The organism is Lacticaseibacillus sp. 30, from assembly GCF_053819265.1.
Genome location: NZ_JBSOQX010000003.1, coordinates 104,584 through 130,331 on the forward strand (window position 1 = coordinate 104,584; position 25,748 = coordinate 130,331).

The window sequence follows — 25,748 nt, forward strand, 5'->3', positions numbered from 1 at the left end:
TGCTATTGGTAAAGCTTTTGTTTGACTAGTTTTGATCGAACAAAGCCATCTATGACAGAGGTGAGCACATGCGCAAGCGCGAACGACAGGCAACCATTCAACGATTGATTCAAGATGAACCAATCGAACGTCAGGAAGACTTGGTTGCGCGATTGAATGAGCTGCATATTCCGGTCACGCAAGCAACCATTTCGCGTGATATTAAGGACATGCAGTTGATCAAAGTGCCTGCTGGTGAAGGCCATTATCGTTACAGTATGCCGGCAGAAAAACAATTGCCAGCCACTGATAAATTGCGGCGAACGCTCATCACCGCGATGAAGTGGGGTGAGGCCATGGATAATTTTATTCATTTGGCCTTATTGCCTGGGACAGCGGCAGCAGTTGAGACTTTAATTGAACAACTGGATGATCAGCGTATTTTTGCGACCATCAGCGGGGATGCGTCTATTTTGATCATCTGCCGGTCTGCAAAATATGCAACGGCAGTGTTGGCTGAACTTGAAGCAATGGTGGGGTGAAGCGATGTTACAAGAGTTAGCGATTCATGATTTCGCCATCATTGATCATCTGGCGCTGAGTTTTCAGCCCGGTATGACCGCTTTGACAGGTGAAACAGGTGCCGGTAAGTCGATCATTATCGATGCAGTTGGCTTGTTGGCAGGTGGCCGCGGCTCAGTCGATTTTATTCGTACCGGCACCACTAAGGCCAGTTTAGAAGGTCTCTTTGATGCGCAAGAAAATCCGGCAACAGAGGCTAAGCTGCAAGCATATGGGGTCATGGATCCAGATCAAAATGACACCGTACTGTTGCAGCGCGAAATTTTTCGCACTGGCCGTAATGTTTGTCGTGTGAACGGGCATCTGGTCAATACAACGACCTTGAAGGCGATCGGCGAAACGCTGGTTGATATTCACGGGCAAAATGAACACCAACAGCTCATGCATCCAGAAACGCATCTAGGGTTATTGGATTCGTTTGCCGGCGATGACTTGCTGAAATTGCGGCAACAATACGCTGATGTTTATCACGATTATCAACGGACCTTGCGTGCCGTGAAGCAAAAACAGGCGAACGAGCAGGAATGGGCACAACGCTTGGATATGTTGAAATTTCAGGTGGGTGAGATTCAAAGTGCCAATCTGCAACCGCATGAAGATACGGATCTTACTGCAGAACGTGAAAGGCTTGCTAATTTTCAAAAGATTAATTCAGCATTGCAGGAGAGCTATGCTTTATTGAGTGATGAAGAAGTGAATGCGCTTGATCAAATCGGTCAGGCCATGTCGAGTATGCAAAGTATTGCTGATCTTGATCCGAATTTTGCTGCCATTGCTGACAATTTGCAAAGCGCCTATTACAGCTTGCAAGATGTCCAAAATGACTTGTCGAAGGAATTGGATGATCAGGAATTTGACGAAGGTCGGCTGGATGAAGTCGAAAAGCGGCTTGATTTATTTAATCAGTTAAAGCGCAAATATGGGGAATCGCTTGATGAAGTGATCGCCTATGGCAAGCGGGCCGCGACTGAATTGAACCAAATGGAACAAGCAGAAACTTCGGTTGAAGATCTTGATACGACATTGAAGGCATCCCAGAATCAGTTGCAGAAGCTGGGAACGGCTTTGTCAAAACGCCGCCATGCCGCCGCTAAGCAATTGACGAAAGCGATTCACGAGCAGTTAGCATCATTGTATATGGAAAAAACAGTTTTTTCGGTGCATTTTGCTAAGGCAAAGGATTTTCGGGCTGATGGACTGGATGAGGTTGAATTTTATATTCAAACAAATCCTGGTGAGTCAGCTAAACCGTTAGCTAAAATTGCCTCTGGCGGTGAATTGTCGCGGTTGATGTTAGCGATGAAGACGATTTTTGCGAAAACAGAAGGTGTGACGGCTATCATTTTTGATGAGGTCGATACCGGCGTTTCCGGTCGAGTCGCGCAGGCGATTGCCAATAAGATTAGCTTGATTGCTAAGTCTTCGCAGGTGTTGTGCATCACCCATTTGCCTCAGGTGGCGGCGATGGCTGATCATGAATATGTCATCAGTAAGGCGGTTCATAATGGCCGCACTACGACGCAAGTTCTGAAATTAACCGATCAGGCCCGCGTTGATGAGATTGCGCGAATGCTAGCTGGGGAGAAAATCACCAAGCTAACAGTTGAACATGCGGAAGAATTGTTGAAAATGGCAGACGAATTCAAACACGGACGCATGGGTTAAGTGACTGAATTGTCTACGACAGTACATTTGGTCAATGGTTTCTTTGCTTTGACGGTATCAGTTTTAGTTTCCAATAAGTGATCTATGCCAAACGAAAGACGCCTGATTTTCCATATTTAGGAAAATCAGGCGTCTTTATATAGCAGCTAGAAAGAAACCTTAACGTCGCTTTAGTTGGTGGTGATGAATCCCATCTGAATTAAATGCCATTCATGCAAGCCCTAAAATTCGGATTCGATGATCAACAGCCTGCGATGAATGGCATGATGGTAGCGCGCGACACTGCGCAACCGGCCAACACCGATCATTTAAATCGTTTAATGTAGGATACCTCCGCTTCGGTGATGATCCGATAGACGTTACTATGGTATGCTTTGACCAGATACCGTTTCTCACCCAATGGCCGAGTAATGCGACCGATAAATGGTGGCCGATCTTGATCAAAGAACAGCGCCACTTGATACTGGCGATGCATGGCCTGATCAAGGAAAAGATCAAGCTGATGGGAAGGCATTTTTGCAGTTGGTGCCGCCAAATCGAAGAATTCACGATAAGATGCGACGAGATGACGGGTAACGGTTTGCAGTGCAGATGATTTGTTTTCCATGATCAAGCCTCCGAACATTTGTTTGTAATTTCATTATACGAACAAGTGTTCAAAGTTGCAACTAGTTTTTTTAAATCAGTGGATCACGCCGTTTGGGGGGGAACAAGCGATGGCAACAATAGCAGTTGTTTTTGGCGGCGGTGCTGCTCACGGCGCATACCAAGCCGGCGTGTGGGCCGTATTGGGGCCGCGATTACGTCCGACATTTGTGATTGGGTCGTCAATTGGCGCCATCAATGCTGCCGGAACCGCCCGTATGCTGCCCGAGCAAGTACCACAATGGTGGCAGCATTTTTCCGAAGCAAAAGTGAATGGACCGATCTTTTTGCGGCGTCATTTTGTGCCAGTATTAGATCGAATGCTGCAAGCCCCCAAACTCGATTCGCGGGCGGTGTTAGCAGTGACAACCAGTGTCCCGGATTTTCAAGCACATGTGACCCGACTGGATGTGTTGACTGCACCTGAGGCGCGGGAGTGGTTGCTTGCTTCAAGCGCCATGCCAGGCGTTTTTTCGCCAGTTGAGCGGGCCGGGGTGAGTTATGTTGATGGCGGGGTTGTTAATGACTTGCCTGTTGACATTGCGCGGCAAATTGGTGCTGATTATGTCATCGCGATTAGCGGCGAAGGAATTGGCCGCATTGGCCCTGATCATGGCGATCTCTATCTTAAACCCAGTGAGCGGCTGCCTGGATTGTTTAATTTTCGGCCTGAAGCCATCGCTAATATGATTGCTTTGGGGCGCCGTGATGCTCAGATTGCCCTCAAACGGGCGCACTTTTCACCATTTCACCGGTGATGCAGTTGAAATCAGCCTCGAAAAAGTGCAAAATGTTCAGTAATACTTAACGAAAGAGGTTCACACATGCACGAGCGGGGAATGCTAATTGTTTTGTCCGGGCCCAGCGGTGTCGGTAAGGGAACGGTTCGGCAAGCAATGCTGGATGGTAATTATCGAGATTTTCAATATTCAATTTCAATGACGACACGGCAAATGCGGCCTGGTGAGGTTGATGGTGTCGATTATTACTTTAGGACGAAAGCCCAGTTTGAGCACGAAATTGCGACAGGTGGTATGCTGGAGTATGCGAAATATGTTGAGAATTACTACGGCACACCGTTAAAATATGTGAACGAAACTTTGGATGCCGGCCGCGATGTTCTACTGGAGATCGAGGTTAACGGTGCCATGCAGGTTCGCAAAAAATGTCCAAACGGTGTCTTCATCTTCTTGACACCACCAGATCTTAGCGAGTTGCGCCACCGGTTGAAAGGACGCGGCACGGATGATGATGTGACCATTGATAAACGGATTCGCAAAGCAGCTTCGGAAATCACCATGATGGAAAATTATGATTATGCCGTGGTGAATGATAAAGTTGATTTAGCAGTTAAGCGCATCGAACGTATTATTGAAAGCGAGCACTTGCGGGTGCCACGCGTCATTGATCGTTACAAGGGCATGTTAGCAAGTGCAGATTTGGCAAGATAGTTGTCTGTGGCTGGCTCGCATAGCGCGGGGTTCATGCCCATCTATTAGAAAAAGGAGTTTCATCTCATGATTATTTATCCTTCGATTGATAAACTATTGGAAAAGGTGCCGTCCCGTTATTCGCTAGCCGTATTGGCGGCAAAACGTGCCCATGAATTAGAATCTGGTGATTTGAAGATGTTGTCAGATTATAAGTCTGATAAAAGTGTTGGCAAAGCGCTTGAAGAAATTGCGGCTGGTGATGTCATCATTGATCCTAAGTCTAAAATGCTTGAGCGTGATGCAGAAAAATTGGATCGCAAGGATCAGGAATGAGCGATTGATCGTTCTGGCTGTCTGATGACAATGGCGTTTAAAGACGGCTGGCAATACAGGAGGCAGTGGCGCTTAAAAGTGCTCCTGCCTCTTTTTAGTGTGCGTTTGGTATAATGGTCCTAGCTTGAAGTGCGAAAGGAGTCGACATGAAGAAGCAACATATTGCCTTGTTTGTCACTGGCGGGATTGCCGCTTATAAAGTGCCATTACTGGTCCGAGCCTTAATCAAAGCAGGCCATGATGTACGGGTTGCGATGACCAAAAGTGCGGAACGATTTGTCACGCCGGAGACGTTGGCTATCGTCAGCAAGGCGGCTGTATTGACAGACGGGCATGAATTTGATCATCCTGAACATGTTGCCCATGTGGCATTGGCACATTGGGCGGATCTTGGTGTTGTGGTACCGGCAACGGCCAATACGTTGGCTAAACTGGCGAACGGCCTTGCTGATAATGTTGTGACGACGACACTGCTGGCAATGCAGGCACCAAAGTTGTTGGTCCCGGCCATGAACGACCAGATGTGGCAAAATCCGCAGACGCAAAAGAATATTGCTAGTTTGATGACTGAACAAAACTATCTCGTGCTTCCACCTGAAACTGGCTTGTTAGCGGAAGGCTATACCGGTATCGGGAGAATGCCTGAGCCAGAACGGATTGCCTTATTCATCGAAAGTTTAGATGACCCGCGGTTACGTGGTCGCCGTATCATCGTTTCTGCCGGCGGAACCAAAGAACGACTTGATCCTGTCCGCTACCTTACAAACGACTCTTCAGGTAAGATGGGCACGGCGATTGCCAATGCCGCGGCCGGAGCTGGTGCCGAAGTGACGCTGGTCACAACGCGACAGTTACCAGTTGTTCCCGGTGTGACAGTCAAACAAGTCGAAAGTGCCCAATCCATGGCAGACACAATTGATGCCGAATTTACCGAGGCAGACGCGGTTATCATGGCAGCGGCAGTTGCTGATTATCGGTTGCCAACCGTCAGTGATCACAAGTTAAAGAAGACTGATGCGACTTCTGGACTGACGCTGAATTTGGTTCAAAATCCGGACATTTTGGCATCACTTGGCCGTAAAAAAACTCATCAGATATTGATTGGGTTTGCGGCTGAGACCAATGATCTTTTGAAAAATGCGCAACTTAAATTAACTAAGAAAAATGCTGATATGATTGTGGCCAATCACGTTGATGCGACTCACGGGTTTAACGCTGATACGAATGCTGTGACGTTATTGCGGCCAGAACAGGCACCAGTGACCTTGCCGGAAATGCCCAAGCCAAAAGTCGCTGCTGCTTTGATTGAGCAACTTGCAACGATGTTAGCAAAACAAAAGGGGTGAGCGCTTGGCAATTGTTGCCAAGGTGATCGTGGATGTGCCCACGATGCAAACAGATCGACCGTTTGATTATCTTGTACCTGCGCGCTTAGAAGGCGCTTTGCAGGCGGGGATGCGGGTCTGGGTCCAGTTTGGCAAAGGCGCGCGAAAAGTGAGCGGCATGGTCGTGTCAGTCTCCGACCAAAGCGACTATGACGGTCAATTGAAACCATTGCTAGATGTCCTTGATCCGGCCCCGGTTTTTGACCACGAATTATTAAAGCTATCGAAGTGGTTGGCGCAAACAACGTATTCTTTTTGGATTGCGTGCATGCAGACGATGTTGCCAACTATGTTGAAAATCGATGCGGTAAAAGTTGCTGAACCGGTTAAGCTGTCGGCTGGTGAGCAACAAAAATACTTTGGGACGGCTGACAGTCTGGCGATCGGTAGTCTGAACGCTGAACAGCAAGTTGCAGTGATGAAATTGGCGCAAGCAGGTAAAGTTGCTATTTCATATTTAAAAAAGGATCGTGCTCGGGTTAAAAAAATCTTTTACTTGATCCCGCAATTATCACCGGAGCAAGCGGCTGCCGAGCGTGAACACGTGCGTAAAAACGCCGCCAAGCAACTTAAACTGTTAACTTTAATTGGTGAATGGGCTGCTAACAATCAGCATCCTGCTTTGATGACCGTTGAACATCAATATGGCCTGACAAAGCCGGTGATTAATCAGGCAGTCGAAAAAGGCTGGCTGAAGCTTGAAGGCCACGAGACTTACCGCGATCCTTATCCGGAACTGCAGCATCAACCGTTGACGAAGCCGTTGCCGCTCACGCCAGAACAACAGACGATTGTGACGCAAATTAACGCTGCCGTTGCCGAAAGGGATCCTAAAACATTTTTGTTAGAAGGGGTCACCGGCTCTGGCAAAACAGAAGTCTATTTGCAGGTGATTGCACGGGTTTTAGCCGCGGGACAGACAGCCTTGATGCTTGTGCCGGAAATTGCGTTGACGCCGCAAATGGTCAATCGCGTAAAAGGCCGTTTTGGGACGCATGTTGCCGTGATGCACTCTGGCTTGTCTGATGGCGAAAAGTATGATGAATGGCGCCGAATTGCGCGCGGCGAGGCTCAGGTCGTTGTCGGCGCACGGTCAGCAGCATTTGCGCCGTTAAAAAACATCGGCGTTTTCATCATGGATGAAGAGCACGAGACCAGCTACAAACAAGATTCGGCGCCACGCTATCACGCCCGTGACGTTTTGTTAAAACGGGCACAGATTCACCATGCACCGGTTGTGTTGGGCTCAGCAACACCTTCATTGGAGTCGCGCGCTCGAGCGGAAAAGGGCGTTTATACACTGCTGCGGCTGCCGCATCGGATTAACGATCAACCATTACCGCCAGTGCATATTGTTGATATGCGGGAAGCCTTTGCGCACGGCGCGCAAGAGGACTTTTCGGGCCCGCTGCTTGACGCCTTGAGAATTCGACTACAGCGACAGGAACAAAGTGTGTTGCTCTTGAATCGGCGCGGTTATTCAAGTTTTGTGATGTGTCGCGATTGCGGCTATGTGGCAAAATGTCCGAACTGTGACATTAGTCTGACGCTGCACATGGACACACACACCTTGAAATGTCATTATTGCGGCCATGAGGAACCGATTCCACATCGTTGCCCAAACTGCGGTTCTGATAAAATTCGCTATTACGGTACTGGCACCCAAAAGGTTGAGGCGCAGTTGCAGCAGCTGCTGCCAGATGCCCGAATCTTGCGAATGGATGTTGATACCACTCGGCGCAAAGGTGGCCATGCGCGGATCTTAGATGCGTTTGGTGACCATCAGGCCGATATCTTACTGGGTACGCAAATGATCGCAAAGGGACTGGATTTTCCCGATGTGACTTTAGTTGGTGTCATTAATGCGGACACAGCGCTCGGCCTGCCGGATTTTCGGGCGAGTGAGAAGACCTTTCAGTTGCTCACACAGGTGAGTGGCCGGGCTGGTCGGGCGGACAAACCCGGTGAAGTCTTCGTTCAGACCTTCAATCCAGATCATTATGCCATTCAATACGCCAAACGGCAGGACTACGAAGGCTTTTTCCGGCAAGAGATGGCCATTCGGCATCGCGGCAATTATCCGCCATATTTTTATTCAACGAAAATCGCTGTGAGCCATGTTGATGAAACACAGGCGGCTAAGGCTATCTTTTCTTTGGCAAAAGAATTACGTGAGCATCTATCCGATCAGGTCATCATGCTTGGCCCGACACCAGGACCGATTGCTCGTTTGAAAAATCGCTATATTTACCAAATCGTTCTAAAATATAAACACGAGCCGGCGTTAGCGGCAACCCTGCAGCATATTTTGGAAGAGACCCAGCAAAGTAGTCGTCACGGCTTTTTAGTCGCGATTGATCCAGAACCGTTGGCATTCGTTTAAACGTCTTAACCATGTTCCATGGCAAACTAGGCACCAACATACCAGCAACTCATTGTTTGGAGGAAAAAATGACTTCAGTAATTTTTTTAGGTACACCCGAATTTGCTGTCCCGATTCTTGAAGGACTGATTGCCCAGCATTACGACATTCTTGCCGTGATGACGCAGCCCGATCGCAAAGTTGGCCGCAAGCAGCGGCTGGCGGCTAGCCCAGTTAAACAGGCGGCGCAGAAACATGATATCCCGGTTTTGCAACCGGAAAAATTGAGCGGCAGCCCAGAGTTGACGCAAGCCATCGCCATGGCACCAGACTTGATTGTCACGGCGGCATATGGCCAATTTTTACCAACAAAATTTTTAGAAGCAGCCAAAATTATCGCTGTGAATGTGCACGGTTCGCTGCTGCCAAAATATCGCGGTGGCGCGCCGATTCAGTACAGCATTATGAATGGCGATTCAGAAACTGGCGTCACGATTATCGAAATGGTGAAGAAAATGGATGCTGGTGATATGTTTGCGCAGGCAAAACTGCCATTGACGCGTGCTGATGATACGGGAACCGTTTTTGCCAAATTGTCATTGCTCGGTCGCGATTTGTTACTAGAAACGTTGCCGAAGATCATTGCTGGCACGGCCACCCGGACCCCTCAAGATCCAGATAAAGTGACCTTTTCGCCGACCATTACCAAAGAGCAAGAGCATCTTAATATTCATCTGCCAGCCAAGGCCCTTGATCAATGGATTCGGGCGTTGCGTCCCGATGTCGGCGGGTATGTTTATTTAAATGGTCAACGGACGAAGTTGTGGGCGATTACGCCGCTATCAGCAGGATCAACGCTTCCTGCTGGCAGTATTGTTGAACGGGATAAGCATCGTTTGGTGATGGTTGCCGGCCAACAAACCACTTTCCAAGTGGATGAACTACAGCCGGCTGGCAAGGCTAAACAATCAATTGCCGACTTTTTGAATGGACCGGGCCAACAATTGGTCTCAGGACAGCAGGTGATTACTGATGACCCCGAATAATCCGCGTTTATTAGCTGTTGAAACCCTGTCGCGAGTCACTGGGCAAGGTGGCTATTCAAATCTGACATTGGATCACGTGATTAATAGTCACAAGTTGACGCCGCGTGATGCTGGCTTGCTGACAAACATCGTCTATGGTGTGATCCAGCATCAGCTGACGTTGGATTTTTATCTGGCACCTTTCATCAAAGGCCGGAAACTCGACAATTGGATTCGGTGTTTGCTTGATACAGCCGTTTATCAACTGCAGTATCTTGATAAAGTACCAGCACGCGCGGTTTTTTTTGATAGTACAGAAATTGCCAAGAAGCTTGGACATCAAGGAATCGCCAAATTTGTGACTGGGGTTTTGCGAAATGCTCAGCGAACAGGCTTTCCTGACCCAGCCGCAATCGCTGATCCTGTGAAGCGATTGTCAATCGAAAGCAGTACGCCGGTGTGGCTTGTTGAAAAATTGACGGCACAACTGGGTGAACCGAAAACCCGTGCCATTTTGAATGTCATCAATGTCCCAGCGCATGCTTCACTGCGCGTCAACACGACGAAAATCACCCCAGCTGCCTTGCTTGCTTCTTTAAAGCCGGAATTCCCCGATTTGAAGGAAAGTCCTTTGACCCCAATTGGCCTCATTGCACCTAGTGGCCACTTAGCAGGGACATCCGCATTTGTCAAAGGTGAGTATACGATGCAAGATGAAAGTTCGATGCTGGTGGCCCCAAGTCTAGACATCCAGCCTGGGGATGTTGTTTTGGATGCTTGTGCCGCTCCTGGCGGTAAAACCACCCACATTGCTCAGTATCTTGATCCAAAACAAGGCGGACAAGTGACGGCGCTTGATCTGCACGCCAACAAAGTGCGTTTGATCAATAAAAATGCTAAACGCCTGGGCTTGACGGATCGCATCCATGCACAGGTGCTGGATGCACGTAAGGTTGCGACAACATTTTCTGCCAATTCTTTTGACAAAATTTTGGTGGATGCCCCTTGTTCCGGATTAGGTTTAATTCGACGTAAACCGGAAATCAAGTACACAAAAACGCCTGAAGATCCGGCGCATTTGCAACAAATTCAGCTAGCAATCTTAAATAGTGTGGCACCAACCTTAAAAATCGGTGGCCGCCTGACGTATAGTACATGTACAATGGTGAAAGAAGAGAATCAAGATGTGGTTGCACAATTTTTGGCGGCTCATCCTGAGTTCGAGCAAGTTTCAGTACCAACCTTGAAGCCATTGCACAAGGCGCATAACGCACCAGCGTTGCAACTGTTTCCAGATGATTATGATACGGACGGATTTTTCATTGCCAGTTTGATTCGTCGCAAATGAGGGGTATGTATGGAGTTCGCTTATCGCACTGATATTGGTCGTCGGCGACCAAATAATCAAGACTATGTCGGTATTTTTAAAAATCAATCCGAAGCGACTTTGGCCTTGGTGGCGGATGGCATGGGTGGCCATCGAGGTGGTGATGTTGCCAGTGAAATGGCAGTATCGCATTTAGGCTATGCTTTCGAGAAAACAGATACTGCCGAGATCGAGTCCATCGTCCGTTGGCTCATTTTTGAGTTGCAGCAGGAAAATGATGTGATTTTGCAAAAAGCGAAACAATATACAGATCTTTCTGGGATGGGCACAACGGTTGTGGCTGTGATTATCAGCGGTACACGATTCGTGGTGGCAAATATTGGTGATTCACGTGGCTACCTCTATCGCAATGGCCATTTAGTTCAAATTACTGAGGATCATAGTTTGGTCAATGAGTTGGTCAAACATGGGGAACTAACCCCTGAGGAAGCCAAACGCTTTCCGCAGCGTAACGTGATCACGCGTTCGCTTGGTGTCAGCAGTGATGTTGATGCTGATGTGACGATTTACGATATGGAATATGACGACTATTTGTTGTTGTGTTCTGATGGCCTCACCAACATGGTTGACAATGAAGATATCGCGGCAGTGTTGCGTCAGGACATGCCGATTGGCAGCAAGGCTCAAGAATTGATCCTCAAAGCAAATGCTGCTGGCGGACCTGACAACATCAGTGCCTTGATCATTCATCAGGATCGGAGGGAGCCGCAATGATTGAGCCGGGGACGATTTTAAATGAGCGCTACAAGCTTATCAAAACATTAGGCGAAGGCGGTATGGCCAACGTCTATTTGGCACGCGACCTGATTCTTGATCGCGATGTGGCGGTTAAGGTTCTCCGGCTTGATTTGCAAAATGACCCCGATACAGTTCGCCGCTTTCAACGAGAAGCCATGGCGACCAGTGAGCTGGTTCATCCAAATATTGTGTCGATTTATGACGTTGGTGAAAGTCAAGGTCAGCAATTTCTGGTCATGGAGTATGTCAAAGGCTCTGATTTAAAGCACTACATTGTCGAGCATTTCCCCATTCCATATCAGCGCGTGGTCGACATGATGGAACAGATCCTTTCTGCCGTTCAGACGGCGCATGATCACAATATCATTCACCGTGATTTGAAACCGCAGAATATTTTGATTGATCCGGATGGCAATGCTAAGATCACCGATTTTGGGATTGCAGTCGCGTTATCGGAGAATTCGATGACGATGACCAACTCATTATTGGGGTCGGTGCACTATCTATCACCGGAACAGGCGCGCGGCAGTATGCCAACCCGTCAAAGTGATATTTATGCGTTAGGCATTATTCTTTTTGAAATGCTGACTGGTTCTGTACCTTTCGAAGGTGATTCGGCAGTTACGATTGCGTTAAAGCATTTTCAAGAAGAAATTCCGTCGGTGCGCGCGTTTGATCCGCATATCCCGCAGGCACTGGAGAATGTTGTTTTTAAGGCTACAGCCAAAAATCCGGCTAATCGCTATACCAGTGCGGATGCCATGGCTAGCGACCTCAAGACAGCGTTGAGTCCGGCACGAGCACATGAAGCAAAGTATGTGGTTCCTAAAGATGATCTGGATGAGACACGAATCATGCCAGTCATCCCCAACGGTCCCAAACCGCCGCATGACGAAGGAGGAGATGCTGACAGTCCAGCGAGTCAGCCAAGTCCGAAAGCACGACCTAAGAAAAAAAGTCGCCGTTGGTGGATTATTGGCATCGGGATACTTGTCGCCATGCTGCTGATGATTGGTATCGGCGCAGTTTTTGCCAATCAGAAAAGGGATGTGGACGTCCCCGATCTACGGGGCATGACCACAACCCAGGCAAAAACTGCCTTGACCAGCGCAGGCTTAAAAGTTGGGTCATACAAGTACACTTATTCCACGAAAGTTAGCAAGGATTTGGTGATCGATTCAGATCCAAAACGGCAGGTGAGTGTTAAGGAAGGCTCGACGGTCAAGCTGATTTTAAGCCGCGGTCAGCCGCAATTTACGCTAGAGAATTATGTTGGGCAAGATTACACAGACGTGAAGTCAGACTTGCAAAAACGCGGCGTAACCGTCAAAGAAAAACAGGTCAGCACCAATGACGAACCGTCAGGCAAGATCGTGTCACAAAGCATTAAAGCAGGCAAAAAGGTCATTGCGGACAAAACGACGATCACATTTGGTGTTTCCGTTGCGATCAAGCCAAATACTTTTGCGCTTCGTGATTTGACGGGTTATACCGAAAAAAGTTTGCGAGATTACGCCAATGAAGTCGGACTTAAGATTGTGATTTCTCAAGCGCACTCTGATACCGTCGATACAGGCATGGTAATCAGTCAAACGCCAGCTGCTGGGACACAGGTTAAACCAGGCGACACAGTCAATGTTTCGGTCTCTCAAGGCCAAGATCCTGAAGAGACCAAAACCTGGTCGAAAACAATTTCAATTCCCTATCAAGCACCGGCCAGTTCGAGTACCGCAAGTGCCAGCAATAGCAGTGGCAGCACTAGTAGCAGTAGTAGTGCTGCGCCCGCACCCAACGGTATTCAAGTCTTCATCGCAGATAAGACACATAACATTAATACTGTGTATAGTTCCTTTAATATCACGGCAGACGATCAAGTCACCATCACATTGCAAGTTAGCGCGAAATACCCAGGTAGCTACCGGATTGTTCGGGACGGCACTGTTATTTCACAGGGAGATAATATTACGCAATGAGTGAAAACTTAACTGGAAGAATTATTAAACAGATCAGCGGGTATTACGACATCGCTGTGAATGGGACAACTTACCGAACTCGCGGGCGCGGCAGTTTGCGCAACGACAAAATTACGCCGCTGGTGGGCGACTTTGCTGCTTTTCAACCGGGAGAAGGGGATGATGAAGGCTATTTGCTGAAGGTATTACCGCGTCATAATGCGTTGGTGCGCCCACCGGTTGCCAACGTTGATCAAGCCGTTTTGATCACTTCCGCCGTGGAGCCGGACTTTTCTAAGAACCTATTGGATCGTTTTCTGGTTTATCTTGAGGGTCACGATATTCACGCGGAGATTTATCTGACCAAGACCGATTTAACAAAGCCTCAGCGATTAACGAAGATTCGTCAAGACTTAGCCGGCTATACAAAAATAGGCTATCCGGTTTTTGCACCTGACAAGCCCTTTGATCCGACAATCCTCGCGCAAGTACAAGCGAGCTTTGCCGATAAATTGACCATTTTCACTGGACAAACCGGTGCTGGTAAGTCTACTTTGTTGAATCATCTTGTGCCAGGATTGGACTTGGCAACAGCGGCCATTAGTCATGCGTTAAATCGTGGCCGGCACACGACCCGCACCACTGATCTTTATCCGATTCACGGTGGCTTAGTTGCTGATACACCTGGTTTTTCATCGCTTGGTTTACTGGACGTCACCTTAGATGATTTGCGTGACCGTTTTCCTGAGTTTGTGGCGTTAGCACCCAATTGCAAATTCCGCGGCTGTCAGCACGTTAGCGAGCCACATTGTGCCGTTAAGGCGGCACTGGCGGCTGGTGATATCATGCAAAGCCGTTATGATAACTACTTACAGTTTCGTGAAGAGTTAAGCGGCAAGCGCCCAGTTTACAAGAAGAAGTAACTTAGATTAGACAAAATGCGGACGTCAAGCTGATTAATGGCCGGATGAACGCAATATATGGAGGAGATCGTTATGAAAATTGCCCCATCGATTTTAAGTGCTGATTTTGCTCATCTTGCGCGGGATGTCGAAAAAGTTGAAAAAGCCGGTGCTGATTTACTGCATGTTGATGTTATGGACGGTCATTTTGTATCAAATCTGACTTTCGGTCCGCTGGTCGTCCAAGCGTTACGTCCGGTTACCAGTCTGCCATTGGAGGTTCACTTGATGGTCAGTGACCCAGCGGCTTGGGTGGCAGATTTTGCTGAAGCTGGGGCGGATACGATTTTGGTTCACGAAGAAGCCACGGATCATCTTTATGGCGTTTTGCAGCATGTGATCGAAAAAGGTGTTCGCGCTGGGGTTGTGATCAATCCGGGCACACCATTGAGCAGTCTTGAAGAAGTTCTCCCGCTGGTTGATCAAGTGCTGGTTATGACGGTTAATCCCGGTTTTGGTGGTCAAAAATTTTTGACGCCGATGGTGGACAAGGTTGATCGATTATATCAGCTGCGTAAAGCTCGGAAACTGCATTTTGACATTGAAGTCGATGGCGGTATCAACAATCAAACCGTGAAGGCGGCAGCTGATGCCGGGACAGATATTTTTGTTGCAGGTTCGTATGTTTTTGGGTCCAAAAATGTCGGTGACGCGATGAATAGCTTGCGTGAGGCTGTTAAATGACGCACGTCAACATCATGGCAGGCGGTCCACAGGCATGCTTGCCAGCCGCTTGGGAACAATTGCCCGGTGTATGGATCGGCGTTGATCGCGGCACATTGCGACTTGTACGTGCAGGGATTCATCCTGAACTGGCAATTGGCGACTTTGATTCCTTAACGCTTGAAGAATTGCGGCTAGTTCGTGGACATGTCCAGAAGCTACAACAGGTGCCTTCTGAAAAAGATGACACGGATACAGAGTTGGCTGTTAAAGCGGCACTTCAGGCATCTTCATCCGGCGACGTCACCTTGGTTGGCGGGACTGGTGGACGACTAGATCATTTTTTGTCTAATCTTTTCTTACCGCTTCAACCGCGCTTTTTAGCAGATATTGAGCGCCTTCATTTGTTTGATGTGCAAAATTGGGTTGATTATTACAGCCCTGGTGAGCATGAAATTAAACCGCTGCCAGGTTATCGTTACGTTGCAGTTGTCAATCTCACCCCAGTTGCCGATTTGACCATTGTCGGAGCGAAATATCCATTAAAACCATGGCGAGCGGGCTATCCTTATGCGTGGGCTTCCAATGAGTTTCTTGGCAAGCAGCCATTCACCGTGAGTTGGACGACTGGTCAGGTGGCAATTATTTATAGTCGTGATCGGCGCGGGCAAAAATTGGATAATTAGGCATTGTTTTCTTCCTGATTTGCTTTAATGAACTAACGATCTGAGAAGTCAGCATATCAAGATCCTGAAAAAGTGCGTACCAGTCCCAACTGGCCGGAGATTGCGGCGTTTGGCATGGCAAGGAAATTTTAGCCCAAGGCTTTCCCAAATTAGTTGGCGTCCAACGAATCACCGATTGTATGAGGGATATTAGGTCAACCGCTTAAAATCCGGGTACGCTCCGGTTTCTAATCGCTCCTGCTCGCGCTCAACAAAAAAAAGGTCCTGACAATGAAGGATGCATCACATTCATTGTCAGGACCTTTTTAAATGTTATGGGATCAAACCCGGGTCAGTTTACCTGATTTAAGGGCACGTGCAGAAACCCATACCCGCTTTGGTTTACCATCGACAAGGATACGAACCTTGTGCAGGTTGGCTTTCCATTGGCGCCGGCTTGAATTCAAAGCGTGAGAACGCTTGTTGCCAAACGTGGTATGACGACCAGTAATAATATCTTTAGCCACAATATGACCTCCTTTTTTTCAAGGTCACCCTCGAATTTTTCACTCAACTAACTTATCATAGGCCCGCGGTTAATGCAAGAATTTTTGCAAAGTAAAATTACTTGACAGGTCAAAATAAACGCGTGATCAGAGTCTAAGAAAATTGGGTGGGTAAGTACAAATAGTCCGATATTCTTTGGAAAATGTTACTGTTAACGATTGTCTCATAAAGGTAGCGACAAGACCAGAAACTGACGTGTAAGCGGTCTTGGGCGCAATGGCCAAAAACCGGCCATCACACCCAAGGCCGCTTACACTCCGGTTTCTAATCGGGCTGATTCACGCTCTGCTCGCAGTCATCGCTTAGCTATGCTAAACTAGCTGGTAGAATTGTACGCGATGTGAAAATCATCGCGAATGGCTTAGGAGGAAACAGCATGGCGGTCAAAATCAAAACCAAATACGGAATCATCGACATTTCCAACAGTGTCATTGCGACGGTGGTTGGCGGTGCGGCGACATCCATCTATGGTATCGTCGGCATGGCTAGCCGTAATCAGATTCGCGATAATCTCAATGACATTTTGAAACGCGAAAATTATTCGCGCGGTGTTGTCGTTCGTCAGACAGATAATGGCGTGAAAATCGAAGTCAACATTATCGTCAGTTATGGCACTAAAATTTCAGAAGTTTGCCGAAATGTCCAAGACAAAGTAAAATACAACCTCGAAACGATGTTGGGGGTCACGACTGATGAAGTGACCGTCATCGTCCAAGGCGTCAAGGTATTAGGCGACTGACGTACACGCACCGGTTGTTAACGGTGTGACATATTGAAGTTCTTCGAGGAGGATGTTCCGTGGCAGTAACCGAAATTACCGCGACTAAATTCCAGGATATGATCCGGGTAGCCGCACATCGCATCAATAAAAATGCTGATTTTGTGAATTCATTAAACGTTTTTCCAGTTCCGGATGGTGATACTGGCACTAATATGAACCTGACTTTTCAAACTGGCGCAAAAGCGGTGTTGGAGTCTAATGATGAGTCAGTTGGTGACTTAGCCAAGCATCTTGGCAAAGGTTTGCTGATGGGCGCGCGAGGCAATTCTGGCGTCATTAGCTCGCAACTTTTCCGTGGCTTTGCAAAAAGCGTGGCGCATAAGAAAAGTCTGACGGCTCAGGACCTAGCCGATGCGTTTGCACATGGCGTCGAGACGGCCTATAAAGCCGTCATGAAGCCGGTTGAAGGCACGATCCTGACAGTCGCCCGTGAAGCGGCTAAAGCTGGCTTAAAAGCGGCTAATGGCTCTGATGATGCTTTAGTTGTTATGCAGGCAGTTGTGAAAGGTGCTAAACGTGCCTTAGCCAAAACGCCTGATCTTTTGGCCGTCTTGAAAGAAGTCGGCGTGGTTGATTCTGGTGGACAAGGACTTGTTTTTATTTACGAGGGTTTCCAAGAAGGCTTGTCCGGTAAAATTAGTTCAGATGTTCATGACGTCACTGACGAAGAAATGAACGAAATGATTAATGCTGTGCATCATCAAAGTGCTCAAGTACAGCTTGATCCAGCCGATATCGTATACGGCTACTGTACCGAAATGATGGTCGAACTTGGTGATGGCCAAAACCTCAAACATTTTGACTACGAACCGTTCCGTAACTATTTGAATACACTCGGTGACTCGACCTTGGTTATTTCTGATGAAGAAGTGGTCAAGGTGCACGTTCATACTGAGCATCCGGGGACTGTTTTCCGTTATGGTCAGCAATTTGGTTCATTGATGAAAATCAAAGTTGATAACATGCGCTTGCAACAGGAAAGCATTATTGAACGTGAAGGCGCATTGGATCAACAAGTGGCCCAAAAGCCGTTAGCTGAAATGGGTGTCGTTGCGATTGCGGCTGGTCAAGGACTCGGAGAACTATTCAAGAGTCTTGGCGTGACGCATGTGCTCAATGGCGGTCAGACTATGAATCCAAGCACAAACGATATTTTGGATGCGGTTAAAGCAGCGCATGCCAAGCACGTGATCGTCTTGCCTAACAATGGCAATATCTTCATGGCCGCGGAAGCAGCGGCAAAAGCGGCGACTGACGTTGAAGTTGCAGTGGTCAAAAGTAAGACGATCAACCAAGGAATGACCGCGATGCTAGGGTACAGTCCTGATGCAGATCTAGCCACTAATCAAAGTGAAATGACTGCCCAACTACCGAATGTGATCAGCGGGTCAATCACCCGAGCCATCCGTGATACGACGATCAACGGTTTGGCGATCAAAGATCACGACTGGATGGGGATTATCGACGGTACGATCACAGTGACTGATAAGGATCGCGAAGCAGCAGGGATTGCGATGATTGGTAAAATGATCAATGACGATAGTGAAATTGTGACCATCATCGTGGGTGCGGATGCTAATCAAACGGAAGCAAAGGCGATTGCCGATGCTGTCGGTAAGCAATATCCGGATTTGGAATTTGAAATCCATCAAGGTGATCAACCGGTTTATCCTTATTTCGTCTCAGTTGAGTAGGCTTAAACAGCTATCGCGTACAGGTGTCCCGCATGCGGGGCACCTTTTTGCGAAATTTATATAAAAGCGTGCGATTGGCGTCATTAGGCCAGATGGTCAGTAACACACTCATTAGTGGTTTGCTATATTCTGAAAAAGGAGGTGCCTTGATGGCTTTGACTGATCCCGTTACTGTTCTACCTGGTGTTGGTCCGAAACGTGAAGCTGGGCTGGCAAGCCTTGGTATTCACACCATTAGAGATCTCCTATTTTATTTTCCTTACCGCTACGATGATTTGAAGGTGAAGGATCTTGCCGAGGCAGCCGATCAGGAAAAATTGACGGTCAAGGGGATCGTTGTGACTGATCCGGTTATTAGTCGATTTGGGCCGCATCGTAGTCGCGTTAACGTGAAGCTCCAAATTGAACGTAGCGTGATTCTGGTGACGTTTTTTAATCAACCATGGTTAAAAGATCGTTTTCAGATGGGTGATGAAGCAGCAATCTTTGGAAAATGGGATGCCAAGCGTCGTAGTCTGACCGGCATGAAAATTCTCGCGACACAGTCGCAGGATCAACCGTCGATGGCGGCGATTTACACCGTCAACAAAAATGTCCGCATGGGGACGTTACTCGACTTGATCAAAACTGCCTGGGAACGCGATCAGCAAAATATCAACGATTTGGTACCTGCCAGCATTCGCGAGCATTATCGCTTAATGAGTGATGCTCAGTTGGTTCATGGCATGCATTTTCCTGATACGCCGGCAGAAGCAAAGGCGGCTCGCCGTACTGGGGTTTTCCGGGAGTTTTTCCTTTTCCAATTGCAAATTCAGGCGTTAAAACAACTGAATGCCAACAGCAGCAACGGGTTGGCGATTCCTTATGACAATCAGGCCTTGCGCGCGTTAATAGCGACATTGCCGTTTGCGCTCACGAATGCTCAAAAACGCGTGGTAAACGAAATTTGTGCCGATATGCGGCGGCCAAATCATATGAATCGACTGCTACAAGGCGATGTTGGGAGCGGTAAAACGGTTGTTGCCGCCATTGTTTTGTATGCGGCGGTGACCGCTGGTTTTCAGGCGGCTTTAATGGTGCCGACTGAAGTGTTAGCTGAGCAGCATTTTGCCAAATTGACAAAGTTATTCAAAGATTTTCCAGTCAAATTAGGTTTGTTGACTGGCTCGACGTCAACCAAAAAGCGGCGCGAGCTCCTAAGTGAGTTGCGTGATGGCCGCCTGAATCTCATCATCGGCACGCACGCGTTGATTCAAAAAGGGGTCGACTTTCATGCGCTCGGTCTGGTTGTTATTGATGAACAGCATCGATTTGGGGTTAATCAGCGCAAGATCCTTCAAGAAAAAGGACAAAAGCCGGATTTGTTGTCAATGACAGCGACGCCTATTCCCCGAACACTGGCCATTACAGCCTATGGGGAAATGGATGTCTCCACGATTGATGAATTACCTGCGGGTCGCAAGCCGATCGCGACCACGTGGCTGCGCAAAAATCAGATTGACCAAGTTTATCGAATCATTCGTGAACAGGTGCAGTCAGGCAGTCAGGTGTTTGCGATCACCCCTTTGATTGCCGAATCCGAAAAAATTGATTTGCAAAATGCCGAGCAGCTTTTTGTTGATATGCAAAAAGCGGTCGGCAATCTTGGCCCTGTTGCGTTATTGCATGGACAGATGAAGCCGGATGAGAAGGATCAGATTATGCGTGCTTTTAGCGATGGGAAGATCGCGGTTCTGGTTTCGACCACCGTCGTTGAAGTTGGTGTGGACGTGCCTAATGCCACTGTCATGGCAATTTTTGATGCTGATCGCTTTGGACTTTCTCAACTGCATCAGTTGCGCGGGCGTGTCGGACGTGGGCAAAAAGCAGCACAGTGTCTGCTTATCGCTGATCCCAAAAATGAGCAAGGAATTGCCCGCATGGAAATTATGACCAAGACCAACGACGGGTTCTTACTTGCCCAAAAAGATTTGGAAATGCGCGGTTCAGGTGATATTTTTGGAGATAAGCAATCTGGTTTACCAGAGTTCAAAGTCGCTGATCCAGTTGGCGATTTTCCAACCCTAGAAGCTGCGCAAAAGATTGTGGCCCAGATTTTTAAAACCGATCCACATTTGCTGCAGTCTGACCATCAGCCGCTTGCCGCTTACTTGGCGGAAAGCCGGCAGATGCTCGGTAGTTTGGATTAAAACTTGAAAGGAACGAATTGAATGAAAATTGCGATTGATGCCATGGGTGGCGACAACGCCCCAGAAGTTGTCATTGCCGGGGTCGAAAAAGCTAGAGATGCCAACAAAGAATTGACATTTCTTTTGTACGGGGATGAAGCAAAAATTAAACCGCTTATTCATCATGATGAACGGTTAACAATCATTCATACTCCGGAAAAAATTAACAGCGACGATGAACCCGTTCGTGCTATCCGCCGCAAAAAACAGGCTTCCATGGTCTTAGCCGCTCAAGCCGTTAAACAAGGCGAGGCAGACGCGATGGTTTCACTCGGCTCAACTGGAGCTTTGTTGGCGGCAGGCTTGTTTATTATCGGCCGCATTCGTGCCATTGAACGCCCTGGTTTGTTACCAACCTTGCCGACAGTTGACGGCAAAGGCTTTGTGATGCTGGACGTCGGTGCCAACGCTGAAAATCGACCGTATCATCTGTTACAATATGCCATCATGGGCAGTTACTATGCTAAAGATGTTCGCGGCGTTGAAAATCCACGAGTTGGTTTGCTGAACAATGGCACTGAAGCCAACAAAGGCGACAAAATGCATCAAGAGGCTCATGATTTATTAGCTGCGGCTCCGGGGATTAATTTTGTTGGTAACGTTGAGTCTAGTGATATCCTAAACGGCCCTGCCGATGTTGTGGTGACGGACGGTTTCACCGGTAACGCAACGCTTAAGGCAATTGAAGGCACTGTGCGGACGGTCATGCACATGCTGAAGGGGGCCATCTATGAAGGTGGCCTTTCCGGCAAATTAGGCGGTTTGTTCCTGAAGGGTAATCTCAAGGCGATGGCCTCAACCTTTGATATTTCGTCATACGGCGGCGCGGTCTTGCTGGGGCTCAAGGCACCTTTAATCAAGGCTCATGGTGCGGCAGATGCAGAGACCGTTTATTATACTTTGCTGCAAACCGCCAAAATGGTTCAAAATGGCACCGTTGCGAAAGTTGCCGATTATTTTGATGCCCATCCAGAAGTTGCCGAAGCGAAAACCGCTGAGAAAGCGTAGACATTCCAGTGGCAAACAAGTACACTAAATTGGCAGATGAATGGAGGAGCAACATGAGTGAAGACGAAATTTATCAAAAAATTGCCGGCCTAATTCAGGACCATTTTCAACTAAGTCCCGATAAAATCAGCCCGACACTCAACTTTCAAAAGGATCTTGATGCGGATTCAATTGACATCGTTGAATTTGTTTTAGAGTTAGAAGATGCCTTCGGAGCAGAAATCCCCGATGACGACGCCGAAAACATCAAAACAGTTCAAGATGCCGTTGATTACATCAACGCCCATCAGAAGTGACAAAAAGCCGACCAGAGATGGACGGCTTTTTTTAAGAGTTTGCTTGGCTAGAAACCATCGTGTAATAGACCTTGATCTGGAGCGTGATGAGCGCACCTGGGCACTGTCCCTGAGACGCTGACGGATAAGGTCTTGGGGATGGCGTTTGTCTTTCAGCGAACCGAAGATGTTGGCCACAGATAAGAAGTTGCAACGGTCGACACATCAAAAGATTATTCTTTTCGAAATATTCGCTGCTACGAACTCATTGAGCGCCCACAGTTCGCTAAATTTCGGCGACCAGGGCCCAAAATGATGCCATCAAATTTTCGCTTTTGACATGGCAAAACAGCTTTAGAACGCATTTTTCGCTTGCATAACCGCTATAATTTCTTTATACTTAGAGACAATTATTTCAAAAATCTCATCTTGTTTTAATCTTGCGTCGAGGACGCAAAGGAGGAGTTCGCTTGGATAAACCTGAAGATTTGCTGCTGGATGTGCAACATCTGCACACGGGATTCAGACTCGGAGACGACTATTATGATGCGGTCGATGATGTCAGCATCACGTTACGAAAAGATGAGATCTTAGCTATTGTTGGCGAATCGGGTTCTGGTAAAAGTACTTTGGCAACCAGTATTATCGGCCTTCATGATCCGCGCAATACGAAGGTCACTGGCGATATTTTGTACAACAATCTTAATCTTGTTGGCTTGAATGAGGCCCTTTTTGACCGAATTCGTGGTAAAGATATTGGCATGATCTTTCAAGATCCATTGGCTGCTTTGAACCCATTGATGCGGATTGGTGAGCAGATTGAAGAAACACTGGTCTATCACACTAAGATGAACAAAGAAGAGCGTGAAAGTCGCGTCTTGGAATTACTGAACCAAGTTGGTATTCCCAACCCTGAGCGAACGGCACGTTCATATCCGCACGAATTGTCAGGCGGTATGCGGCAGCGGATTGTGATTGCCATTGCGATTGCCTGCAAACCACCGATTATCATCGCTGACGAACCAACAACTGCTTTGGATGTGACGATTCAGGCCCAAATTCTGGATCTGTTGGAAGACATCCAACGGGAAATGCATTCTGGCATTATTTTAATTACGCATGATCTTGGCGTTGTTGCTGAAACGGCCGATCGTGTGGCAGTTATGTATGCGGGCCAAATTGTTGAAAGTGGTTCGGTAATGGATGTTTTCAAGCATCCAACGCACCCATACACGCGCAGTTTACTTCGCTCCATGCCACAGACAGATTCAGATGACGACGAATTACATGTCATTCAAGGCGTTGTGCCATCATTGAAGAATATGCAGATAGAAGGTTGTCGGTTTGCGGCTCGGATTCCTTGGATTCCTGCATCAGCCCATGAAGAGCATCCGATCATGCACGAAGTTGGCCCTGATCACTTTGTTCAGTGTACCTGCTACAAGGACTTCTATTTCCCGGATGACGAACAAGCAGCTGAAAAAGGTGAGTAAATTATGGCAATGATTGAGGTTAGAAATCTAAAAATTCATTATCCGATTCGCTCAGGGTTTTTTAATCGAGTGACGGACCATGTTTTGGCAGTCGATGGGATCGACTTTGATATTGAACAAGGTGAAACATATGGGTTAATTGGCGAATCCGGTTCAGGGAAATCCACCACAGGCAAAGCAATCGTGGGTTTGGAACCGGTCACGTCCGGCTCGATTATGTATCAAGGGCAGGATATTACCAAACGCAGTGTGCGGAAACATATGCAGTACAACAAAGACGTTCAAATGATTTTTCAGGACTCTTTATCTAGTTTGAATCCACGAAAGCGAATTGAGGATATTATTGCTGAACCAATTCGCAATTTTCAGAATCTTACTGGGGATGAAGAACGTCGGCGCGTCCAAGAACTGCTCGATATTGTTGGCATGCCAAGCGATGCTTTGTACAAGTATCCGCATGAGTTTTCCGGCGGCCAACGTCAGCGAATCGGGGTTGCTCGTGCTATGGCAACAAACCCGAAGCTCATTATCGCTGATGAACCAGTCTCTGCGTTGGACTTGTCGGTTCAGGCGCAGGTGCTGAACTTCATGAAGCGGATTCAAGAGGAATACAATATTTCTTATCTGTTTATTTCCCATGACTTAGGTGTTGTGAAGCACATGTGTAAGAACATGGCGATCATGCATCGCGGCCGCTTTGTTGAAATCGGCTCACGTGAAGATATCTATAACCATCCACAGCACATCTACACACAGCGACTGCTTTCTGCGATTCCTGACATCAACCCTGATGATCGGAAGAAGAATAAAGAGCATCGTCGTGAAGTCGAACGTGTTTTTAAAGAAGAAGAATCAAAATATTATTCTAAAGAAGGCCGCGTTTTGGATCTCCAGAAGATTTCCGACACACATTTTGTTGCGCTGCCAGATTCAACGATGAAGGGAGTGCATGATTAATGTGGAAAACAATTCTGCGACGGGTCTTAATCATGATCCCGCAATTGATCTTGTTAAGCGTCCTGGTTTTCATGCTATCAAAGATGATGCCCGGGGATCCATTGACTGGTAATTTCTCGCAAGGTCAAAGTGCTGCGCAGATGGCAGCATTACGCCAGCAATATGGTTTGAATGATCCTTGGTATATTCAGTACTTCAAATGGGTTGGCAATATGTTCCACGGTGATTTGGGCCAGAGCTTTGTTTATAAACGTTCTGTTACCGGTCTGATTGGCGAACGCGCCGTGAACACTTTCTGGTTGGCCTTAATGTCAACGGTTATTCTGTACGTTATCGCTATTCCAGCCGGGGTTATTGCCGGCCGTTACGAAGGCACCAAGCGGGATTCAGCTATCTCTGTTGGCTCTTTCATTTTGATGGCGGTACCGCCATTCGTCTTTTATCTATTGGGTTTAATTTTCTTCGGGTTCTTCCTGCAGTGGTTCCCAACCGGTGGTAGTGTGTCATCCACTTATAATCCGGGCACGTTAGGGTATGTCTGGGACCGTATTTATCACATGATTCTGCCAGCCTTGGTTGCTGGGATTATCACCACACCAAGCACGATTCAGTATTTGCGAACTGGTGTTATTGATAATACGAGACAAGATTTTGTCCGGACTGCCCGTTCAAAAGGGGTTCCGGATCGCGTCATCTTCAACAAACATATTTTGCGTAACTCCTTATTGCCGATTGCGGCGTTTATGGGGAACCAAATTACCATGTTACTGGGTGGATCGGTTATTCTGGAAACAGTGTTCAGTTATCCCGGAATGGGCCAACTGTTTGTTTCTTCTATGACCAGTCGTGACTATCCAGTTGTCATCTCTCTGGTGTTGCTATTTGGTTTCCTGACGTTGTTAGGGAATTTGCTGTCAGATATCATCATGAGTATCGTGGATCCGCGGATCCGGATCGAGTAGAAGGTGG

General features: G+C 47.6%; 24 protein-coding genes. 22 read left to right on the plus strand and 2 right to left on the minus strand.

All coding sequences use genetic code 11. The features are described from left to right. Nucleotides 1-68: 68 nt before the first annotated feature. Both ACWPAB_RS03170 and recN read left to right on the plus strand, forming a co-directional pair. Nucleotides 69-521 carry an arginine repressor gene (locus ACWPAB_RS03170; RefSeq protein WP_003570467.1) on the plus strand — a complete coding sequence of 151 codons (453 nt, stop codon included), beginning with the start codon at nucleotides 69-71 and terminating at the stop codon, nucleotides 519-521. 4 nt (nucleotides 522-525) lie between these two features. Further along, nucleotides 526-2,226: a DNA repair protein RecN gene (gene recN / locus ACWPAB_RS03175; RefSeq protein WP_003564683.1), complete on the plus strand. Its 1,701-nt coding sequence runs from the start codon at nucleotides 526-528 to the stop codon at nucleotides 2,224-2,226. Nucleotides 2,227-2,530: 304 nt separating this feature from the next. Here recN and ACWPAB_RS03180 read toward each other — a convergent pair whose 3' ends face one another. After that, a complete protein-coding gene (locus ACWPAB_RS03180) occupies nucleotides 2,531-2,833 on the minus strand; it encodes a hypothetical protein (RefSeq protein WP_003575333.1) in 303 nt (100 codons plus the stop codon). A gap of 109 nt (nucleotides 2,834-2,942) precedes the next feature. On the opposite strand from ACWPAB_RS03180, the gene ACWPAB_RS03185 reads away from it, so the two are divergent. The 12 genes from ACWPAB_RS03185 (at nucleotide 2,943) to ACWPAB_RS03240 (ending at nucleotide 15,797) form a co-directional block, all read left to right on the plus strand. Beyond that, the gene (locus ACWPAB_RS03185) at nucleotides 2,943-3,629 is read left to right on the plus strand and encodes a patatin-like phospholipase family protein (protein WP_003564689.1); all 687 of its coding nucleotides are present in this window, start codon (nucleotides 2,943-2,945) and stop codon (nucleotides 3,627-3,629) included. 66 nt (nucleotides 3,630-3,695) lie between these two features. After that, complete coding sequence (gmk, locus tag ACWPAB_RS03190) at nucleotides 3,696-4,322, plus strand: guanylate kinase (protein ID WP_003564691.1); 627 nt, start codon at nucleotides 3,696-3,698, stop codon at nucleotides 4,320-4,322. Between the two features lie 66 nt (nucleotides 4,323-4,388). Then, on the plus strand, nucleotides 4,389-4,637 hold the full coding sequence (gene rpoZ, locus ACWPAB_RS03195) for a DNA-directed RNA polymerase subunit omega (RefSeq protein WP_003564692.1): 249 nt from the start codon (nucleotides 4,389-4,391) through the stop codon (nucleotides 4,635-4,637). Between the two features lie 146 nt (nucleotides 4,638-4,783). Further along, a complete protein-coding gene (gene coaBC, locus ACWPAB_RS03200) occupies nucleotides 4,784-5,983 on the plus strand; it encodes a bifunctional phosphopantothenoylcysteine decarboxylase/phosphopantothenate--cysteine ligase CoaBC (protein ID WP_016382157.1) in 1,200 nt (399 codons plus the stop codon). Nucleotides 5,984-5,987: 4 nt separating this feature from the next. After that, nucleotides 5,988-8,405, plus strand: a complete 2,418-nt coding sequence (gene priA / locus ACWPAB_RS03205; protein ID WP_076665380.1) for a primosomal protein N' — start codon at nucleotides 5,988-5,990, stop codon at nucleotides 8,403-8,405. A 68-nt stretch (nucleotides 8,406-8,473) separates the two neighbouring features. Next, the gene (fmt, locus tag ACWPAB_RS03210) at nucleotides 8,474-9,430 is read left to right on the plus strand and encodes a methionyl-tRNA formyltransferase (RefSeq protein WP_003564700.1); all 957 of its coding nucleotides are present in this window, start codon (nucleotides 8,474-8,476) and stop codon (nucleotides 9,428-9,430) included. After that, nucleotides 9,417-10,757, plus strand: a complete 1,341-nt coding sequence (gene rsmB, locus ACWPAB_RS03215; RefSeq protein ID WP_003588034.1) for a 16S rRNA (cytosine(967)-C(5))-methyltransferase RsmB — start codon at nucleotides 9,417-9,419, stop codon at nucleotides 10,755-10,757. Before fmt ends, rsmB begins: the two co-directional genes overlap by 14 nt. A 9-nt stretch (nucleotides 10,758-10,766) precedes the next feature. Further along, complete coding sequence (locus tag ACWPAB_RS03220; protein WP_003564704.1) at nucleotides 10,767-11,510, plus strand: Stp1/IreP family PP2C-type Ser/Thr phosphatase; 744 nt, start codon at nucleotides 10,767-10,769, stop codon at nucleotides 11,508-11,510. Beyond that, complete coding sequence (gene pknB / locus ACWPAB_RS03225) at nucleotides 11,507-13,507, plus strand: Stk1 family PASTA domain-containing Ser/Thr kinase (protein WP_052916026.1); 2,001 nt, start codon at nucleotides 11,507-11,509, stop codon at nucleotides 13,505-13,507. The genes ACWPAB_RS03220 and pknB overlap by 4 nt, the downstream gene beginning before the upstream one ends. Continuing rightward, nucleotides 13,504-14,409 (plus strand): ribosome small subunit-dependent GTPase A, encoded by a 906-nt coding sequence (gene rsgA / locus ACWPAB_RS03230; protein ID WP_003575313.1) that lies wholly within the window; start codon nucleotides 13,504-13,506, stop codon nucleotides 14,407-14,409. Before pknB ends, rsgA begins: the two co-directional genes overlap by 4 nt. 72 nt (nucleotides 14,410-14,481) lie before the next feature. Continuing rightward, a complete protein-coding gene (gene rpe / locus ACWPAB_RS03235; RefSeq protein ID WP_003564711.1) occupies nucleotides 14,482-15,132 on the plus strand; it encodes a ribulose-phosphate 3-epimerase in 651 nt (216 codons plus the stop codon). Next, the gene (locus ACWPAB_RS03240) at nucleotides 15,129-15,797 is read left to right on the plus strand and encodes a thiamine diphosphokinase (protein ID WP_003584595.1); all 669 of its coding nucleotides are present in this window, start codon (nucleotides 15,129-15,131) and stop codon (nucleotides 15,795-15,797) included. The genes rpe and ACWPAB_RS03240 overlap by 4 nt, the downstream gene beginning before the upstream one ends. A 320-nt stretch (nucleotides 15,798-16,117) precedes the next feature. Here ACWPAB_RS03240 and rpmB read toward each other — a convergent pair whose 3' ends face one another. Beyond that, nucleotides 16,118-16,303 carry a 50S ribosomal protein L28 gene (gene rpmB, locus ACWPAB_RS03245; RefSeq protein WP_003564715.1) on the minus strand — a complete coding sequence of 62 codons (186 nt, stop codon included), beginning with the start codon at nucleotides 16,301-16,303 and terminating at the stop codon, nucleotides 16,118-16,120. 416 nt (nucleotides 16,304-16,719) lie between these two features. On the opposite strand from rpmB, the gene ACWPAB_RS03250 reads away from it, so the two are divergent. The 8 genes from ACWPAB_RS03250 to opp4B all read left to right on the plus strand — a co-directional run bounded on the left by ACWPAB_RS03250 (nucleotide 16,720) and on the right by opp4B (nucleotide 25,741). Beyond that, entirely contained in the window at nucleotides 16,720-17,082 is a 363-nt protein-coding gene (locus ACWPAB_RS03250; protein WP_003564719.1) for an Asp23/Gls24 family envelope stress response protein, read from the plus strand. Between the two features lie 59 nt (nucleotides 17,083-17,141). Beyond that, nucleotides 17,142-18,818, plus strand: a complete 1,677-nt coding sequence (locus ACWPAB_RS03255; RefSeq protein ID WP_003579466.1) for a DAK2 domain-containing protein — start codon at nucleotides 17,142-17,144, stop codon at nucleotides 18,816-18,818. A gap of 149 nt (nucleotides 18,819-18,967) precedes the next feature. Continuing rightward, nucleotides 18,968-21,007, plus strand: coding sequence for an ATP-dependent DNA helicase RecG (gene recG / locus ACWPAB_RS03260; RefSeq protein ID WP_003584589.1), 2,040 nt, complete (start codon nucleotides 18,968-18,970; stop codon nucleotides 21,005-21,007). Nucleotides 21,008-21,028: 21 nt separating this feature from the next. Further along, a complete protein-coding gene (gene plsX / locus ACWPAB_RS03265; RefSeq protein ID WP_003584588.1) occupies nucleotides 21,029-22,054 on the plus strand; it encodes a phosphate acyltransferase PlsX in 1,026 nt (341 codons plus the stop codon). 53 nt (nucleotides 22,055-22,107) lie between these two features. After that, nucleotides 22,108-22,350: an acyl carrier protein gene (gene acpP / locus ACWPAB_RS03270; RefSeq protein ID WP_003564726.1), complete on the plus strand. Its 243-nt coding sequence runs from the start codon at nucleotides 22,108-22,110 to the stop codon at nucleotides 22,348-22,350. Between the two features lie 449 nt (nucleotides 22,351-22,799). Next, nucleotides 22,800-23,822, plus strand: coding sequence for an ABC transporter ATP-binding protein (locus ACWPAB_RS03275; RefSeq protein ID WP_003564728.1), 1,023 nt, complete (start codon nucleotides 22,800-22,802; stop codon nucleotides 23,820-23,822). Nucleotides 23,823-23,825: 3 nt separating this feature from the next. Continuing rightward, entirely contained in the window at nucleotides 23,826-24,779 is a 954-nt protein-coding gene (locus ACWPAB_RS03280; RefSeq protein WP_003564730.1) for an ABC transporter ATP-binding protein, read from the plus strand. Further along, complete coding sequence (opp4B, locus tag ACWPAB_RS03285; protein WP_003564732.1) at nucleotides 24,779-25,741, plus strand: oligopeptide ABC transporter permease; 963 nt, start codon at nucleotides 24,779-24,781, stop codon at nucleotides 25,739-25,741. Before ACWPAB_RS03280 ends, opp4B begins: the two co-directional genes overlap by 1 nt. The last annotated feature ends 7 nt before the right edge of the window (nucleotides 25,742-25,748 follow it).

Coding starts and splice junctions, on each gene's coding strand:
- rpoZ (WP_003564692.1), top strand. CDS start 4,389: ATGATTATTTATCCTTCGATTGATAAACTATTGGAAAAGGTGCCGTCC.
- recN (WP_003564683.1), top strand. CDS start 526: ATGTTACAAGAGTTAGCGATTCATGATTTCGCCATCATTGATCATCTG.
- ACWPAB_RS03170 (WP_003570467.1), top strand. CDS start 69: ATGCGCAAGCGCGAACGACAGGCAACCATTCAACGATTGATTCAAGAT.
- ACWPAB_RS03220 (WP_003564704.1), top strand. CDS start 10,767: ATGGAGTTCGCTTATCGCACTGATATTGGTCGTCGGCGACCAAATAAT.
- plsX (WP_003584588.1), top strand. CDS start 21,029: ATGAAAATTGCGATTGATGCCATGGGTGGCGACAACGCCCCAGAAGTT.
- recG (WP_003584589.1), top strand. CDS start 18,968: ATGGCTTTGACTGATCCCGTTACTGTTCTACCTGGTGTTGGTCCGAAA.
- fmt (WP_003564700.1), top strand. CDS start 8,474: ATGACTTCAGTAATTTTTTTAGGTACACCCGAATTTGCTGTCCCGATT.
- ACWPAB_RS03240 (WP_003584595.1), top strand. CDS start 15,129: ATGACGCACGTCAACATCATGGCAGGCGGTCCACAGGCATGCTTGCCA.
- gmk (WP_003564691.1), top strand. CDS start 3,696: ATGCACGAGCGGGGAATGCTAATTGTTTTGTCCGGGCCCAGCGGTGTC.
- ACWPAB_RS03180 (WP_003575333.1), bottom strand. CDS start 2,833: ATGGAAAACAAATCATCTGCACTGCAAACCGTTACCCGTCATCTCGTC.
- pknB (WP_052916026.1), top strand. CDS start 11,507: ATGATTGAGCCGGGGACGATTTTAAATGAGCGCTACAAGCTTATCAAA.
- ACWPAB_RS03185 (WP_003564689.1), top strand. CDS start 2,943: ATGGCAACAATAGCAGTTGTTTTTGGCGGCGGTGCTGCTCACGGCGCA.
- acpP (WP_003564726.1), top strand. CDS start 22,108: ATGAGTGAAGACGAAATTTATCAAAAAATTGCCGGCCTAATTCAGGAC.
- opp4B (WP_003564732.1), top strand. CDS start 24,779: ATGTGGAAAACAATTCTGCGACGGGTCTTAATCATGATCCCGCAATTG.
- rsgA (WP_003575313.1), top strand. CDS start 13,504: ATGAGTGAAAACTTAACTGGAAGAATTATTAAACAGATCAGCGGGTAT.
- rsmB (WP_003588034.1), top strand. CDS start 9,417: ATGACCCCGAATAATCCGCGTTTATTAGCTGTTGAAACCCTGTCGCGA.
- coaBC (WP_016382157.1), top strand. CDS start 4,784: ATGAAGAAGCAACATATTGCCTTGTTTGTCACTGGCGGGATTGCCGCT.
- rpe (WP_003564711.1), top strand. CDS start 14,482: ATGAAAATTGCCCCATCGATTTTAAGTGCTGATTTTGCTCATCTTGCG.
- ACWPAB_RS03280 (WP_003564730.1), top strand. CDS start 23,826: ATGGCAATGATTGAGGTTAGAAATCTAAAAATTCATTATCCGATTCGC.
- ACWPAB_RS03250 (WP_003564719.1), top strand. CDS start 16,720: ATGGCGGTCAAAATCAAAACCAAATACGGAATCATCGACATTTCCAAC.